The sequence below is a fragment of the Trueperaceae bacterium genome (assembly GCA_023954415.1).
Lineage (GTDB): Bacteria > Deinococcota > Deinococci > Deinococcales > Trueperaceae > JAAYYF01.
This window is the reverse complement of record JAMLIB010000008.1, coordinates 91,124-107,061: the sequence shown is the minus strand read 5'-3', so window position 1 is coordinate 107,061 and position 15,938 is coordinate 91,124. Positions and strand designations below refer to the sequence as shown.

Sequence of the window (15,938 nt, the reverse complement as noted above, 5' to 3'; positions counted from 1 at the left end):
GAGGTGCCTCCGAGAGTAGCCGAGGCGTAAGTATACCCGCCTGCCCCGGCATCATCGGGTGGCGCGCCGGCGCTCTCCGGCGCGGTAGATTCGCTGGACATGTCGAGCCAGCTCGCGGCGCTAAAGCCCGTCACCTCCCGGCCCGTCACCCGCAGGGCCGTCCTCTGGGCCGCCATCGCGGCCTTCTTCCTCATCGGGGCGGTCCAGGCCCTGTACGGCCCGGCCTTCCCCCTCCTCAGGGAGCGCTTCGGCATCGGCCTCGAGCGAGTGAGTATGGTCGTGAGCGCCCAGTTCCTCGGGGCCTTCCTCGGCATCATCCTGTCCGGGCTGCTGCTGAGGGCTCTCGGCTACCGTCGAGTGCTCCTCGCCGCGTGCGTGACCCTCGCCATCGGCGTAGGCGTCGTCGCCGTTGCCCCCGTCTGGTTGGCCGTCCTGGCGGGGGCCGTGCTCGCCGGAGCCGGGACCGGGCTCCTGAACGTCAGCGGCAACCTGATGATCGCGGTCGTGTTCCGCCCGAAGGCGGCGCCTGCGCTCAACTACATCAACGCCGCCTTCGGCGTCGGAGCCGTCGCCGGCCCGCTCCTCGTCACGTTCATGGCGCCGCACTACGGCTGGGCGTTCGCGGCCGCGGCCGCGGTGGCCGTCCTGCTACTCCCGTGGTTCGGCCGGCTGGGCGTGCCGGACACGGCGCCACCCGAACGGGGCGCCGCTCCCGTCGCCTGGGGCAGCCTGGTCGCGTTCGTGCTCCTCTACGTGTTCTACGTCTCGGCCGAGGTCGGCGTCACGTCGTGGGAGACGGAGTACCTCACGCCCAGCTTCGGCGCGAGGGCCGGGGCGTTCACCTCGCTCTACTGGCTCGCCATCACGGCCGGGCGGCTACTGGCCGCGCCGCTCTCCGCCAGGATCCGGACGCACCACCTCGTCCTGGTCGCCACCGCCGCCACGCTCGTCTTCATGGTGGCCGCGCACCGCGTGGAGAGCGCGCCCATCGCGTTCGTGCTCGTCGGCCTCAGCCTCGCGCCCATCTTCCCGACCGCCCTGGCCTGGCTGACGGAGGTCTTCCCGCAGCGCGCCGAGCAGGTCACGCCCGTCGTCGTGGCGGCCGCCAACTTCGGCCCCGCCCTGAGCGCGCCGATCATCGGCACCGTGGTGAACGCGTGGGGGGTGCAGGTGGTACCCAGCGCCCTGTCCGCCCTCACCTTCGCGCTGTTGCTCGCGGTCGTATGGCTCTGGAGCCGGACCAGAGGTCGAGCCTGAGCAGCGCCTGCAGGGCCACGAGCAGGGGCCCGAGGCTCGTGACGGCCGTCGCGTAGAGCACCCAGGGGCCGGACAGGGCGCTAGGCCAGACAGGCGTCAGGGTCACGAGCGCGCCGACCATCACCCCCACCGCGACGATGAAGGCGGTCGCCCCCTTGAAGGCCGTTGGACCGATGGTCGTGCGGACGCCGTACAGGAGCGAGAAGCTTACGGCGCCGAGCAGGAAGGCGTGGAGGAAGAAGACGTGGAAGGGTGCGGCCATGAGCTCCGCGCGCACGGCCGGCAGCGCGCCGGTGAGCTCGACCGTCCCCTTGAGCGCGATGAGCGCCAGTGCGAGCTGCCGGAGCCACAAGGTGCTGCCACGCAGCTCCGCCTTGGTGGCGACCGGCCAGACGGCCCGCACGAGCAGCAGGCAGGCGAGGGCGGCGACCGCGCTGGCGACGGCGTCGAACCCGGCGGGCCACTGCCAACCGAGCCCGTCCGTGGCGAAGCGGGCGGCGCTGCGCACGCCGATGGCCGCGACGAGCGCCCACGTCAGTAGCCCGACGGGGGTCCGGCTCAACCCGGCGGGAGGCGAGTGCCTGGCCGCGAGCGCCAGCACGGCGAGGCCGAACCAACCGTCCGCGAAGCACGTGAGGAACCAGTCGACGAGCGCGAGCATGAGCGGCCGCGCCACCTGGCCGCTCATGCCGAGGTAGGCGAGCCCGGCTATCGCGACCGTGCTGATCACTATCATCGCCACGGCCCCGTCGAGCAGCCGGAGCACGGGCCCGCGCCTCACGCGCCACGTGGCTACGAGGTAGGCGGCGACGAAGAGGTACCACGCCACGCCGTTGGCGCCCGAGATCATCATCGATATCGGCAAGGCTTTCGAGCCGACGACCATCAGGTGGTAGCCGCTCTTCAGGAACGGGAGGTAGGTCGCGAGCCCGCTGAAGGCGGCGAGCGCGGCCGTGAAGCCGAAGAGGCGGGGCCTCAGCCCCGCGCGCGCCAGGTACGCCCCGACGAGCAGCACCAGGACGGGCGTCACCCACGAGAAGAACATCAGGTGCGAATGGGCGTGCCTGACGTACTCGAGCACGCCGGGCAGCGGGTAGACGAGCTTGAGACGGTAGTAGGCGCCGGTGCCGGCCGCCAGCACGAAACAGCCGAGCGCCAGGCCCCAGACCCAGCGAGCCTTCACGGTGCTCAGCCTGGCATCTTCAGGAGGCGCTTAAGCTCGCTCAGGAACGCCGCCTCGTCGGCGCTGATGCCGCCCCAGAACCCGCCTGACGCCTTGGCGACGCGCTCGGCCAGCTCGAAGAGGAACGTCTTGAACTCGGCGCCCTCCTCGTCGTCGTTGAGGGCCTCGCCGACCTCGGCCAGGCGCTCGAGCAGGCGCTCCCTCGTGAGCGGCTCGTCGTCGCTAGCGCGCTCCTCGTTCGACGAGGTGTGCTCGAAGAGGGCGGTGATGAGCGCGTTGTGGGCGTACTTGCGCTGGGCGTCGTAGAGGTAGCGGCCGGCGGCCAGCACCTCGCGGTAGTAGGCGATCACGCCCGTGCGGTCGGCCGCGACGGTCGCTAGTAGCACTTCCGCCGCTGCGTCGAGCAGGCGGGCGCGCGTGGCTGGTGGGTAGTCGCTCATCCTGGCGATCATGGCACGCCGGGACGAGCGGCGGGGCTCGCGCTAGACGAGCCGGCGCCGGACCCGGGAGCTCAGCGCGTCGACCACGATGATGAACACGACGATGACGATGAGGAACATCGACACCTCCGCCCAGCGGCGGAACTGCAGGCGCTGGATGAGCGGCAGGCCGATGCCGCCCGCGCCGACCATGCCGAGGACGGCGGCCGAGCGCAGGTTGATCTCGAAGCGGTAGAGCACGTTGGAGGCGAACTCCGGCAGGACCTGCGGCACGACGGCGAAGAGGAACGTGTGGAGCTGGTTGCCCCCGGCCGCGCGGATGGCCTCCATGGGCCCCTGGTCTATCCCCTCGATTACGTCCGAGAAGACCTTGCCGAGGTAGCCGATCGAGTGGATGCCCATCGCCATGATCCCGGCCGTCGGGCCGGGGCCGGCGGCGGCAACGAAGATGACCGCGAGGACGATCTCCGGGAACGTCCTGACGGCCACGAGCAGCGCCTTGCCCGGTAGCGCCCAGCGTGTGCCGCCGAGGAGGTTGCCTGCCGCGATGAACGAGAGGGGGAAGGCGAGCAGGGCGCCGAGCGCCGTGCCGAGGATGGCCATGAAGAAGGTGACGACCATCGAGTTCCACGCCAGCTCGAAGACCTTGGTCTCGGGCCGCACGAGCCCGCGCAGGAGCGGGAGCGCGTTGCGCTGCAGGCCGCTGGCGACGCGCGACCAGGTCGGCAGGCTCATCGTGGCGATGGCGAGGACGAAGAGCGCGACGAGGACCGCGATGCCGGCGATGAGCATGGCGCGGTTCCTGCGCACGTGGGCAGGAGCGGGCGGTATCACGGTCGAGACGGGGCGAGCGGCACTCATCCGGCGCCTCAGATGAGCCGCGAGCGAGCCCAGACGCTGAGCCCGTCGATGGCGAGGACGACGATGAAGATGACGAGGATGAGGGCGCCGAGGCCGGGGTAGTCGAAGAAGTTCATGTAGGTCTGCAGGAGCACCCCGATGCCGCCCGCGCCGACGAAGCCGATCACGACGCTGGCGCGCACGTTGATCTCGAACACGTAGAGCATGTAGGAGACCATGGTCGCCGCGATCTGCGGCACGACGGCGAAGACGATGGTGCGGTTGCGGCCGGCGCCGACGGCCTTGAGCGCCTCGAGCGGGCCGGGGTCGATGGACTCGACGGTCTCCGAGCCGAGCTTGGCGAGCACGCCGACGGAGAAGAGCGTGAGCGCGACGACGCCGGGGAGGGCCCCGAGGCCGAGCACGGCTACGAAGAGGGCGGCCCACAACAGGTCGGGGATGCTGCGCAGCACGGTCAGGAGCGTGCGCGCCAGCCACATCGACACGGGGTCTACGGCCGTGTTGGCAGAAGCGAGGAACACGAGCGGGATGGCGATGACGGCCCCGATGATCGTGGCGACGTAAGCGATCTGGATGGTCTGCAGGAGCGGCGGCCAGATCTGCGGCAACGCCGTCAGGTCGGGGGCGAGGCGGCCGAAGAAGCGGAAGAAGTCCGAGGCCCCCGTGAAGAGCGCTCCCAAGTTGAACTTCGTCTGGCCGAAGGCCACGACGAACAGGGCCGCCACCAGGGCGAGCGTCACGAAGGACTTGACGCGACCCGTGGCGCGCGGAGGCGCGGACGCGCCGTCAGGCACCGCGCAGGTCCTTGTCGTCGATCGGGCGGCCGTAGATCTCCTCGAAGGCGGCGTCCGTCGCCTCCTTTGGCGTGCCGTCGAAGACGACGACGCCGTCGCGCATGCCGATGATGCGATCAGCGTAGTCGCGCGCCATGTCGATGAAGTGGAGGTTGACGATCGTGGTGATGCCGTCCTCCCGCGCGATGCGCTTGAGGTCGGACATGACGGCATGGGACGTGGGCGGGTCCAGGCTCGCGACCGGCTCGTCGGCCAGCATCACGCTGGGGCGCTGGGCGAGGGCCCTGGCGATGCCGACGCGCTGCTGTTGACCGCCCGAGAGTGCGTCGGCGCGCACGTAGGCCTTCTCCGGGATGCCGACGCGGGCGAGGCAGTCGTGCGCGTAGGCCTGATCGGCCTTGGGGAACGCGCTCAGCACGCCGCGCCAGGCCGGCAGGTCGCCAAGCCGGCCGGACAGGACGTTGCGGATGACGCTCGAGCGCTTCACTAGGTTGAAGGTCTGGAAGATCATCCCGATGTCGGACCTGGCGGCCCTCAGCGCCTGCCCGCGCGCGTGGGTGACGTCCACGCCCTCGACGACGACGCGCCCGGACGACGGGGTGACCAGGTTGTTGACCGTACGGATCAAGGTGGACTTGCCCGCACCGGAGAGGCCGACCACGACGACGAATTGGCCTCTGGGGATGCTGAGCGTCACGCCTTTCAAGGCCTTCAGCCCGGTCTTGTAGACGACCTCGACGTCATCGAACGCGATATGTCCAACGGCAGGTCCAACGGTTTCTGTCACGACGGCAACAACGCTACACGGAAACGGGCGGCCGGGTCTATATCCCGGCCGCCCGTTCGCGCTCACCCGGTCGGCTAGACCCGGGTGGAGCCTGCCCGACTCAGCGCTGGAAAGTCTTGGAGACCTCGCGCACGATGTCGTACGCGGACGCGTCGACGCGGGCGAACTCGGTGACGTTGAAGAGGGTGCTGGTCAGCGCCTTGCCCTCGGGGGTGTTCGCGATGTCGATGAGGGCCTGGGTGATCTGCTCGACGAGCTGCGGGTCGAGGCCCTTGCGGACGACGGCGCCGTCGTTCGGGATGTAGTCGGAGTAGCCGAGGATGCACACGACGTCCTTGACGTCGGGGTAATCGCCCTCGATGGTCTCGCGGCCGTCGGAGCCGGGGGAGCCGCCGAACGTGACGGACACGTCGACGTCACCGTTGTAGACGGCGAGGGCGGACGCGTCGTGCGAGCCGGCGAAGATGGAGGTCATCTCCGTGTTCGGGTCGATGCCGTACGTGGTCTTGAGGGTCACGAACGGGAACTGGTAGCCGGAGGCGGAGCCGGGGTCGACGAAGGCGATCGTCTTGCCGCGGAGCTGCTCGAAGGTCGTGATGCCGCTGTCGCACCGCACGTTGAACTGCGCGCGGTAGGACGTGGCGCCCTGGCGCACGGAGGCGAGGATGACCTCGGCACCGTAGTTGTCGACGGCCTGGACGAGCGCGGCGGGTCCGAAGAGGCCGATGTCGACGCGGCCCGTGCCGACGGCTTCCACGAGGCCGACGAAGTTCGTCGACACGAAGGTCTCGACGGGGATGACGAGGCGCTCGGACAGCATGGCGGCGATGGGGTCGAGGCTGTCGACGATGGCGTCGGCCTCGCGGCTCGGGACCATGCCGAGCACGAGCTTGCTCGGGATGTCGCCCTGCGCGGCGGCCATGCCCGAGAAGAGCGTGACGGCCAGGACGAGCGCGATCGAGGTGGAGATGAGTCGCTTCACTTATCGCCTCCGAAGGTGGTGTTCGAGGCCCAACTCGACCCGCGGGCGTGCCCGTAGCGGTCTCTCGTTGGCGCCTTCGCGGGGGAAGCTTAGCACGGTGGTTCGAGCGCCGAGGTTCATCTCTCGTCGACGGGCGGACGGGCGCCCGTCCCGATGGCCACGGCCGCGCTCACCAGTGCGTCCGTCGACGAGACGAGCGGGACCGATCCGACGTCGGCCTGGGCCAGGACGAGCGGGACCTCGGTGCAGCCGGCGACAACGGCCTCGGCTCCGAGCCCCACGAGCTCGAGCGCGATGGCGCGCATGTCCGAGCGCGCGCCCTGCCCCGTGTCGCCCGCCTTGACGCGGTAGAGGAGCGCCATGAACCGCTCGCGGAGCTCGCCGTGCGGCTCGACCACGTTCACGCCGTGCCGGGCGAACTCCGTCTGGTAGAGCCGGGCGTCCTGGGCGCCGGCCGCGGCCAGGACGCCGACGCGCCGCGCGTTCGGCGCGGCCGCCAGCGTCGCCGCCGCGGTCTCCTCGATGATGCTCACCAGCGGCACGGCGACCGCGGCGCGTATGGCCGGCGCGTAGGCGTGGGCGGTGTTGCACACCATGAACAGCGCCTCGGCGCCGGCCGCCGCGAGGCGCGTCGCCATGCCGACGAGCTGGGGCTCCGGGCTCGGACCGACGCCCGCCACGGCCTCGTTGCGGTTCGGCGTGCTCGGGTCGGCGTCGATGATCACGTGGATGTGATCCTGGTCGCGCAGCGCCGGGGTGGCCGCCACGAGCTTGGCGTAGAAGTCCACCGTGGCGGCCGGCCCCAGCCCGCCGAGGACGCCGATGACCCGCCGCTCGCCCATCAGTCGGTCAGGACGTCCTGGTAGGCGTACAGCGCCGGGCTGCCCCCCGTGTGGAGGAAGACGACGTTCTCATGGCGCCCGAACGCCCCGCGCCGCACCATGTCGATCAGGCCGGCCGCGGCCTTGCCCGTGTACACGGGGTCGAGGAGCACGCCCTCGTGCCTGGCGAACAGCTTGACGGCCTCGATCATGCCGTCCGTCGGCAGCGAGTAGCCCGCGCCGACGTAGTCGTCGAGCACGACCACGTCGTCCGCCGTCGGCAGCGAACGCGCGCCGGCCAGCTCGGCCGTCGCTCGCGCCAACCCGAGGATCTTCTCTTCCTGGGGCGCCTTGGGCGCGCGCACGCTGATGCCCGTGATCGGCACGCCGGCGCCCGTGCCCGTCAGGCCCGCGACGACGCCGGCATGGGTGCCGCCGCTGCCGCTGGCCGTCACGAGGTGGTCGATACGCAGCCCCGTCTCGAACGCCTGCTGCATCAGCTCCTGGGCGCAACTCACGTAACCGAGCGCGCCGAGGGTGTTGGAGCCGCCGCCCGGGATGATGTAGGCCGATCGCCCTTGCGCGGCCAGCTCCGCGGCGACCTTGTTCATCTCGGCCATGAGGTCGGTGCCGGCCGGCACCACGGTGACCGCCTCGACGCCCAGGAGGCCGAAGAGGAAGTTGTTGCCGCTCGCGCCGGGCGAGTAGCTGTTCGCGACGCGCTCTTCCAGCACGAGGCGGCACGCGAGCCCTTCGCGCACGGCCGCCGCGAGCGTGAGGCGGCAGTGGTTCGACTGCACGGCGCCCGTCGTGACGAGCGTGTCGGCGCCCCTCTCGATCGCGTCGGCGACGAGGAACTCGAGCTTGCGCGTCTTGTTGCCACCGGCGGCGAGGCCCAGCAGGTCGTCGCGTTTGATCCAGAGGTTCGGTCCACCCAAGTGGGCGCTCAACCGCGGGAGTGGCTCTAGGGGAGTAGCGGCCGCCGTGTAGCGGCGGCGCGGGAACTCGGTGAGTCTCATCGTTTGCCTCCATGGGCCGCTTGAAGTTGGCAGTGGCGAAAGATCCGACCCAGACGCCAGTGTATGCTCCGTTCATAGGAGAGAAGGCATGACCATCTCGCGTGAAGTAGAAGCCGGGCTGGAGCAGGCCGTCGCCCACGCCTCGCCCCTCCAGCGCAACGAGGGCATGGCCCTCGAGCTCGACTGGGTGGAGGGGGTGCGCGTCAACCTCAGCGCCGTCGAGCGCCGCGCGGCCACCCTCACCACGCGCCGCAGCGTCAAGAAGGAGTGGCAGGCCGCGTGGCTCCTCAAGGCCGTCACGCTCATCGACCTGACCACGCTGGCCGGCGACGACACCCCCGGCCGCGTGCGGCGCCTCTGCGCCAAGGCCATGCACCCCGTGCGCCAGGACCTGCTCGACGCCCTCGGCGTCGGCGACTTGCGCATCACCACCGGCGCCGTGTGCGTCTACCACGACATGGTGCCGGCGGCCGTCGCCGCCCTGCGCGGCTCGGGCGTGCCGGTCGCGGCCGTCTCGACCGGCTTCCCCGCCGGCCTCTCGCCGCTCGAGACCCGCATCGAGGAGATCCGCAGGTCCGTCGCCGCCGGCGCCGCCGAGATCGACATCGTCATCTCGCGGCGCCATGCCCTCACACACGATTGGGCGGCGCTGTACGAGGAGCTCAGGCTGTTCAGGCAGGCTTGTGGAGCTGCGCACATGAAGGCCATCCTCGCTACCGGCGAGCTCGGCACGTTGCGCAACGTCTACAGGGCGAGCCTGGTGGCCATGATGGCCGGCTCCGACTTCATCAAGACGTCGACGGGCAAGGAGCCCGTCAACGCCACGCTGCCTGTCAGCCTCGTCATGGCGCGCGCCATACGCGAGTACTTCGAGCGCACGGGCGTCGCGGTCGGCTTCAAGCCGGCGGGCGGGCTGCGCACCGCCAAGGACGCCCTCGCCTGGCTCGTGCTCATGAAGGAGGAGCTCGGGCGCCGCTGGCTCGAGCCCGACCTCTTCAGGATCGGCGCCAGCTCCCTGCTGGCCGACATCGAGCGGCAGCTGGAACACCACGTCACGGGCCGCTACTCCGCCACCTACCGCCACCCGCTCGGCTGATGGCCGGAGCTTCTCGGCGCGCGAGCCCGGCTGGTCGGCCGGCTCGCCCGCCGGCTTAAGGAGTCTTTGAGAGATGAGCGTGAAGGAGATCTTCGAGACGCTGGAGTACGGTCCCGCCCCCGAGGCGGCCGACGTCGCGTGGGCGTGGCTGGAGCGCCACGGCAGGCGCTTCGGGCACTTCATCGGCGGGCGCTTCGTCAAGCCGGTTGCCGGCGAGACCTTCGCCACCCACCACCCTGGCGACGGCAAGGAGCTGGCCCAGGCGGCGCAGGGCGACGAGCGCGACGTGGCGAAGGCCGTCAAGGCGGCGCGCGCCGCGCTCCCCGCCTGGCGCGACCTCGGCGGCCCCGGCCGGGCCCGCTACCTGTACGCCCTCGCCCGCCACGTGCAGAAGCACGCCCGGCTCCTTGCCGTCCTCGAGGCGCTCGACAACGGCAAGCCCATCCGCGAGACCCGCGACCTGGACGTGCCCTTGGTGGCGCGCCACTTCTACCACCACGCCGGGTGGGCGCAACTGCTCGACAAGGAGTTCCCCGACCACGAGGGGGTCGGCGTCTGCGCCCAGATCATCCCCTGGAACTTCCCCCTGCTCATGCTCGCGTGGAAGGTGGCCCCCGCCCTGGCGGCCGGTAACACGGTCGTCCTCAAGCCGGCCGAGTTCACGCCCCTCACGGCCCTGCTCTTCGCCGAGCTCGCCAACGAGGTCGGCCTGCCCGCGGGCGTCTTCAACGTCGTGACGGGCGACGGGCGCACGGGCGCCGCGCTCGTCGAGGCCGACGGCATCGACAAGGTGGCGTTCACGGGCTCCACGGAGGTGGGGCGCATCATCCGCCGCGCCACCGCCGGGCGCGGCGTGAAGCTCTCGCTCGAGCTGGGCGGCAAGTCGCCGTTCGTCGTCTTCGACGACGCCGATCTCGACAGCGCCGTCGAGGGTGTCGTGGACGCCATCTGGTTCAACCAGGGCCAGGTCTGCTGCGCCGGCAGCCGTCTCCTCGTGCAGGAGAGCGTCGCGAAGCGCGTGGAGGCCAAGCTCATCGCGCGCATGGAGACGCTGCGCGAAGGCCCGTCGCTCGACAAGGGGATAGACATCGGCGCGATCATCGCGCCCGTCCAGCTCGCCAAGATCGAGCGCCTCGTCGAGCAGGGGAGGGCCGAGGGCGCGCGCTGCTACCAGCCGAGCTGGAGCGCGCCCAAGGACGGTTGGTACTACCCACCCACCCTCTTCACGGAGGTCTCCCCGGCCGCCGCCATCGCCCAGGAGGAGATCTTCGGGCCCGTCATCGTGAGCCTCACGTTCCGCACCCCGGCCGAGGCGGTCGAGCTGGCGAACGACACGCGCTACGGCCTCGCCGCGAGCGTATGGACGGAGAACGTCAACCTGGCGCTCGACATCGCGCCCAAGCTCAAGGCGGGCGTCGTGTGGGTGAACTGCACGAACCAGTTCGACGCGGCGGCCGGCTTCGGCGGCTACCGCGAGAGCGGCTTCGGGCGCGAAGGCGGCAGGGAAGGGATGTTCGAGTACCTGAAGCCCCGGTACGAGGCGCGGCTGGCCCGTTACGCGGGCACTGACCTCGCTACGCCCGCGCCCGCCTCCGACCTCGACGCGGGCCTCGAAGGCGCTCAGGGGGCGGGCGCGGCGTTCGCCTCCATCGACCGCACGCCGAAGCTCTACATCGGGGGCAAACAGAAGCGCCCCGACGGCAACTACTCCTACCCGGTGCTCAGCGCGGCGGGAGCGCGAGTGGGGGACGCCCCCCTCGGCAACCGCAAGGACGTGCGCGACGCCGTCGAGGCCGCCGCGAAGTCCGTCGCCTGGACCCAGGCGACCGCGCACGCTCGCGCCCAGGTCCTGTACTACGTGGCGGAGAACCTGGCCGTGCGCGCGCCCGAGTTCGAGGAGCGCCTGCGCGGTCTGGTGGGGGGCACGCGCAAGGCGGCCGGCCGCGAGGTCGAGAAGAGCGTCGACCGCCTGTTCTCGGCCGCCGCGTACGCCGACAAGTACGACGGGCGCGTGCACCCGACCCCCATGCGCAACGTCACGCTCGCCATGAACGAGGCTTACGACGTCCTCGCCGTCGTGTGCCCTGACGAGGCGCCGCTCCTCGCCTTCGTGTCGCTCGTCGCGCCGGCGCTCGCCATGGGCAACCGCGTGGTCGCCGTGCCGAGCGCGCGCTGGCCGCTGCTCGCCACCGACCTCTACCAGGTGTTCGACACGTCCGACGTGCCGGGCGGCGCCATCAACATCGTGACGGGCGTGCGCGACGAGCTCGCCAAGGTCCTCGCTCAGCACGACGCCGTCGAGGCCATGTGGTACGTGGGTTCGGCCGAGGGGAGCGCCATGGTCGAGCGCGAGAGCGCAGGCAACCTGAAGGCGACGTGGGTGAACTTCGGCAAGGCGCGCGACTGGTACGACGACGCTCAGGCCGCCGGCCCCGAGCTCCTGCGCCGAGCGGTGCGCGTCAAGAACATCTGGGTCCCTTACGGCGAGTGAGCCTGCCCGGGTAAGCGGATCAGGAGAAACGTGCGGGTTCGGTTAAGGACCTGCGTAACCCCGTCCTAGTTGCGTGAGCGCGACGCTGGTTAACATCGTGGCGTTTGCCGCACGCCGGCCGCCACAGCGACCGCGTCGACGGTGACGCATCATGCGTGGCTTCAGGTCGCTGGGCCGGTCGCGTGCCCATGACCCGCCGGGAGCCGGAGAGGTAGTACCAGATGTCCAAGTTCGCCAAGCTGTTGTTGGCCGCAGTCGTAGCGTTCGCGTTCGGGGCGGCGTTCGCCCAGGATCAGGAGCCGACGGTCGAGTTCACCCTGCACGGCGGGATCGGCACGACGGGCTTCCAGTTCCTGGGTGTCGGGGGCGACATCGACGGTGTGGTCAACCCTGACCTGAACGTCAAGGTCGGCGACGTCGTCAAGGTGACCATCATCGCCGACGCCATGGAACACGACTTCACCATCGACGCCCTCGACATCAAGTCCGAGTCGGTCATGGGTGAAGGCGAGAGCGTCAGCGTCGTGTTCACCGTCACCGAGGCCGGCACCTACATCTACTACTGCAGCACGCCCGGCCATGCGCTGCCGGAATCCGGCATCGGCATGTTCGGTAACTTCATCGTCGCCGCGGCCGAGTAAGAACGAGCTTGCGGTAGCCCCTGCCGCCTCGCCTCGCGGGCGCCGGTCGTCCGGGGTGGGGCGGCAGCGGCGTCAAGCGACACCGTGGACCGCGCGCGCGGCCTGCTCGCGCGCGGTCCACTAGCCACTATTGAAGTGGGCCTGCGCACCCGGCGGGTGCTGGTAACCTGAGCCGACTATGAACCGTTGGCAGCGATTCACCGATCACCTATCAGCCTCGCTGAGCGAGTTGCGTGGCGCCGGACTCGAGAAGGTCGAGCGCCGGATCGTGTCGCCGCAGGGGCCGCTGGTCGAGGTGGCGACCGCGCGCGGCACCGTCACGGCTCTCAACCTCTGCGCGAACAACTACCTGGGCCTCGCGAACCATCCGGCCCTCGTGGAGGCCGGCCGCGAAGCGCTCGCCCGGCGCGGCTTCGGCATGGCCTCCGTGCGCTTCATCTGCGGCACCCAGGACCTGCACGAAGAGCTGGAGGACAGGCTCAGCGCCTTCCTGGGGACCGACGACACCATCCTCTACTCGTCGTGCTTCGATGCCAACGGCGGCCTGTTCGAGACGCTGTTGGGGGAGGCGGACGCCATCATCTCCGACGCCCTCAACCACGCCAGCATCATCGACGGGGTCAGGCTCAGCAAGGCCGCCAGGTTCCGCTACGCCAACAACGACATGGCCGACCTCGAGCGGCAGCTGCAGGCGGCGGCCGGCGCGCGGTTCCGGCTCATAGCCACCGACGGCGTCTTCTCGATGGACGGCATCATCGCCGACCTGCAGGCCATCTGTGACCTGGCCGACCGCTACGACGCGCTGGTGATGGTCGACGACAGCCACGCCGTCGGCTTCGTGGGCGAGGGCGGGCGCGGCAGCCACGAGGCTCGCGGCGTCATGGACAGGGTCGACATCCTCACGGGCACGCTGGGGAAGGCCCTCGGTGGCGCGTCTGGCGGTTACACGAGCGGCAGGCGCGAGATCGTCGACTGGCTGCGGCAACGCAGCAGGCCGTACCTGTTCTCGAACTCCATCCCTCCCGTGGTCGCGGCCACCTCGTTGCGGGTCCTCGACCTGCTGGAGGACGACTCGCCGGCCGGCGGTGGCGCCGAGCTGCGCGCCAGGTTGCGCGCCAACAGCGACCACTTCCGCGGCGCGATGACCGCGGCCGGCTTCGACCTGGCGGGCGACGGACATCCGATAATCCCGGTGATGGTCTACGACGCCGCGTTGGCCGGACGCATGGCCGATCGGCTACTGGAGGAAGGCGTGTACGTAGTGGGCTTCTCGTTCCCAGTGGTACCTCACGGCCAGGCGCGCATCAGGACGCAGATGTCGGCCGCGCACACCACCCGGCAGCTGGACATGGCCGTGGCGGCTTTCACCACGGTCGGCCGCGAGCTGGGCGTGATCGCGTGAGGGCGCTCTCCAAGCTGGAGCCGCGCGAGGGCATCTGGCGGGTGGATGCCCCCGAGCCCGTGCCAGGGCCGAACGACCTGCTGATCCGCGTTACCAAGACGAGCCTCTGCGGCACGGACGTCCACATCTACAACTGGGACGCCTGGTCCCAGCGGACCGTGCCCGTTCCGCTCGTCACCGGCCACGAGTGGGTCGGTGTCGTCGCCGGCATGGGGTCCGAGGTGAGCGGCTTCGCCGTCGGCGACCGCGTCAGCGGCGAGGGGCACATCACGTGCGGCCACTGCCGCAACTGTCGGGCCGGCCGCAGGCACCTGTGCCGCAACGCCGTCGGCGTCGGCGTGCAGCGCCAAGGGGCCTTCGCCGACTACCTCGTCCTGCCGGCGTTCAACGCCTTCAGGCTGCCAGGCGCCATCCCGGACGACATCGGCGCCATCCTCGACCCCTTGGGCAACGCCGTCCACACCGCCCTCACCTACGACCTCGTCGGCGAGGACGTGCTCATCACGGGCGCGGGGCCGATCGGTCTCATGGCGGCCGCGGTCGCCCGTTTCGTGGGCGCGCGTAACATCGTCGTCACCGACGTCAAGCCCGGTCGCCTCGCCATGGCGCGGAGGATGGGGGCGACCGTCGGCGTCGACGTGTCCGACCCGGCCACCGACCTGCGCGACGTCATGGCCGCCCTGGGCATGAAGGAGGGCTTCGACGTCGCCCTGGAGATGTCGGGCGCGGCGCCCGCCTACGGCGAGATCCTTGACACGATCATTCACGGCGGCAAGGTCGCGCTCCTCGGCATCCCCTCGCGGGACATCGCCATCGACTGGAACAAGGTCATCTTCAAGGGCCTCAACCTGCAGGGGATCTACGGCCGGCAGATGTTCGAGACCTGGTACAAGATGAGCAACCTGTTGCAGGCCGGGCTCGACGTGACGCCCGTGATCACCCACCGCTTCGCCGCGGAGGAGTACCGGCAGGCGTTCGACGTCATGCGCTCCGGCGAAGCGGGCAAAGTCATCCTCGACTGGAGCTGAGCGGTGCGGGGCGGAGCGCGGAAAGCGGCGCGAGGTGGGGCCCGGGGGCGCTCCCGACGATGATGGCGACCGCCGCCGCGCTCAAGGCCTCGGCCTACCTTGGCACGATGCTGCTCGTCGGCGGCGCGGTCTGCGCCGCGTGGCTCGCACCGGCCCTGGTGCGAGGCGAGGGCGGTGCTCCGCCCAGCGTTCCCGGTGGCGTCACCGCCGCGAGGAGGCGGGCGCGCCTGGCCTTCGGCGCTCTCGTCCTGCTCGGCGCCGTCGTCCTCGTGGCGGCTTCGCTCCTCGAGGTCGCCAACACGCTCCGCGAGGTCCTGGGCCGGGTAGACGCCGACCTCATGCGCAGCTACCTCGCCTCGACGTTGCACGGTCGGGTCGTGCGCGAGCGCTGGTGGCAGGCCGTCCTCGTGGCGGCTTCCGCCCTGGCGCTCGCCCGTTGGCCCGACCGCCCGGGGCGACCGGGACGCGTGCCGGCGCTCGCTCGTGCGGCCCTGAGCGCGGTCGCGGCCTGCGCCTCGCTGGCGCTCATGTACGGTTTCGCGCGGCTGAGCCACGCCGCGGCCATGGGCGGGAGCGTGCCGCTCGGTGCAGACTTCATGCACCTGCTGGCCGCGGGTGTCTGGGCCGGCCCGCTAGGCTACTTGGCGCTGTTGGCCCCGGGCGAGGACGGGCGCTCGGCGTTGGCCGCGGCCGTCAAGCGGCTGTCGGCCGTCGGCGCCCTGGCGGTGGTTGTCCTCGCGGTCACCGGCGCCTACAGCGCCCTCGGCCACATGGAGGAGCCGGCGGCCTTCGCCGCCTCGGCTTACGGCACGGCGCTCTGGATCAAGCTCGGTCTCTTCGCGCTCGTGGTGGCGGCTGCCGCCCTCAACCGCTTCCGCTACCTGCCGCGCTTCCTGGCCGGCGGCCCGGTGGCGCCGCTGCGCCGCGCGCTGCGCCTCGAGGCCGCCTTGCTCGCGGCGCTCCTCGTCGTCACAGGCGCGCTCACGACCTCGCCGGTGCCGCATGCCGGCGCCGGTGCGAGCGGCGCGCTCGCGAACCTGCTTCATCTGATCGAGCTACTGCGTCGTTGAGGCGCCCCTTACGCGGTCCGTTGGGGTGAGCGGTCCGTCGCCGCGCTCCTGACGGGCGCTCGGCGG

General features: G+C 70.9%; 15 protein-coding genes. 7 read left to right on the top strand and 8 right to left on the bottom strand.

Going from position 1 to position 15,938, the window contains the following annotated elements; genetic code table 11:
* Window positions 1-99 precede the first annotated feature (99 nt).
* Window positions 100-1,257, top strand: a complete 1,158-nt coding sequence (locus M9914_11065) for an MFS transporter (protein ID MCO5174717.1) — start codon at window positions 100-102, stop codon at window positions 1,255-1,257.
* Here the strand turns inward: M9914_11065 and M9914_11060 are convergent.
* The 8 genes from M9914_11060 to M9914_11025 all read right to left on the bottom strand — a co-directional run bounded on the left by M9914_11060 (window position 1,196) and on the right by M9914_11025 (window position 8,144).
* Entirely contained in the window at window positions 1,196-2,440 is a 1,245-nt protein-coding gene (locus M9914_11060) for a hypothetical protein (GenBank protein MCO5174716.1), read from the bottom strand. The genes M9914_11065 and M9914_11060 overlap by 62 nt on opposite strands.
* A 5-nt stretch (window positions 2,441-2,445) precedes the next feature.
* Entirely contained in the window at window positions 2,446-2,880 is a 435-nt protein-coding gene (locus M9914_11055) for a hypothetical protein (GenBank protein ID MCO5174715.1), read from the bottom strand.
* Between the two features lie 42 nt (window positions 2,881-2,922).
* Window positions 2,923-3,741: a phosphonate ABC transporter, permease protein PhnE gene (phnE, locus tag M9914_11050; protein ID MCO5174714.1), complete on the bottom strand. Its 819-nt coding sequence runs from the start codon at window positions 3,739-3,741 to the stop codon at window positions 2,923-2,925.
* Between the two features lie 8 nt (window positions 3,742-3,749).
* The gene (phnE, locus tag M9914_11045) at window positions 3,750-4,535 is read right to left on the bottom strand and encodes a phosphonate ABC transporter, permease protein PhnE (protein MCO5174713.1); all 786 of its coding nucleotides are present in this window, start codon (window positions 4,533-4,535) and stop codon (window positions 3,750-3,752) included.
* Window positions 4,528-5,322 carry a phosphonate ABC transporter ATP-binding protein gene (gene phnC / locus M9914_11040; GenBank protein ID MCO5174712.1) on the bottom strand — a complete coding sequence of 265 codons (795 nt, stop codon included), beginning with the start codon at window positions 5,320-5,322 and terminating at the stop codon, window positions 4,528-4,530. The genes phnE (M9914_11045) and phnC overlap by 8 nt, the downstream gene beginning before the upstream one ends.
* Window positions 5,323-5,422: 100 nt before the next feature.
* Window positions 5,423-6,304 (bottom strand): phosphate/phosphite/phosphonate ABC transporter substrate-binding protein, encoded by an 882-nt coding sequence (locus tag M9914_11035; GenBank protein MCO5174711.1) that lies wholly within the window; start codon window positions 6,302-6,304, stop codon window positions 5,423-5,425.
* A 116-nt stretch (window positions 6,305-6,420) separates the two neighbouring features.
* A complete protein-coding gene (locus M9914_11030) occupies window positions 6,421-7,146 on the bottom strand; it encodes an amino acid racemase (GenBank protein ID MCO5174710.1) in 726 nt (241 codons plus the stop codon).
* Window positions 7,146-8,144 (bottom strand): D-cysteine desulfhydrase, encoded by a 999-nt coding sequence (locus M9914_11025; GenBank protein ID MCO5174709.1) that lies wholly within the window; start codon window positions 8,142-8,144, stop codon window positions 7,146-7,148. Before M9914_11025 ends, M9914_11030 begins: the two co-directional genes overlap by 1 nt.
* 88 nt (window positions 8,145-8,232) lie before the next feature.
* Between M9914_11025 and deoC the strand changes: the two genes are divergently transcribed.
* The 6 genes from deoC (at window position 8,233) to M9914_10995 (ending at window position 15,872) form a co-directional block, all read left to right on the top strand.
* Window positions 8,233-9,240 (top strand): deoxyribose-phosphate aldolase, encoded by a 1,008-nt coding sequence (deoC, locus tag M9914_11020; GenBank protein MCO5174708.1) that lies wholly within the window; start codon window positions 8,233-8,235, stop codon window positions 9,238-9,240.
* Between the two features lie 73 nt (window positions 9,241-9,313).
* Window positions 9,314-11,731 carry an aldehyde dehydrogenase family protein gene (locus M9914_11015; GenBank protein MCO5174707.1) on the top strand — a complete coding sequence of 806 codons (2,418 nt, stop codon included), beginning with the start codon at window positions 9,314-9,316 and terminating at the stop codon, window positions 11,729-11,731.
* A gap of 221 nt (window positions 11,732-11,952) precedes the next feature.
* Window positions 11,953-12,372, top strand: a complete 420-nt coding sequence (locus tag M9914_11010; GenBank protein MCO5174706.1) for a cupredoxin domain-containing protein — start codon at window positions 11,953-11,955, stop codon at window positions 12,370-12,372.
* 178 nt (window positions 12,373-12,550) lie between these two features.
* Window positions 12,551-13,774 carry a glycine C-acetyltransferase gene (locus M9914_11005; GenBank protein MCO5174705.1) on the top strand — a complete coding sequence of 408 codons (1,224 nt, stop codon included), beginning with the start codon at window positions 12,551-12,553 and terminating at the stop codon, window positions 13,772-13,774.
* On the top strand, window positions 13,771-14,802 hold the full coding sequence (tdh, locus tag M9914_11000; GenBank protein MCO5174704.1) for an L-threonine 3-dehydrogenase: 1,032 nt from the start codon (window positions 13,771-13,773) through the stop codon (window positions 14,800-14,802). The genes M9914_11005 and tdh overlap by 4 nt, the downstream gene beginning before the upstream one ends.
* Before the next feature lie 59 nt (window positions 14,803-14,861).
* Window positions 14,862-15,872 carry a CopD family protein gene (locus tag M9914_10995; GenBank protein MCO5174703.1) on the top strand — a complete coding sequence of 337 codons (1,011 nt, stop codon included), beginning with the start codon at window positions 14,862-14,864 and terminating at the stop codon, window positions 15,870-15,872.
* The last annotated feature ends 66 nt before the right edge of the window (window positions 15,873-15,938 follow it).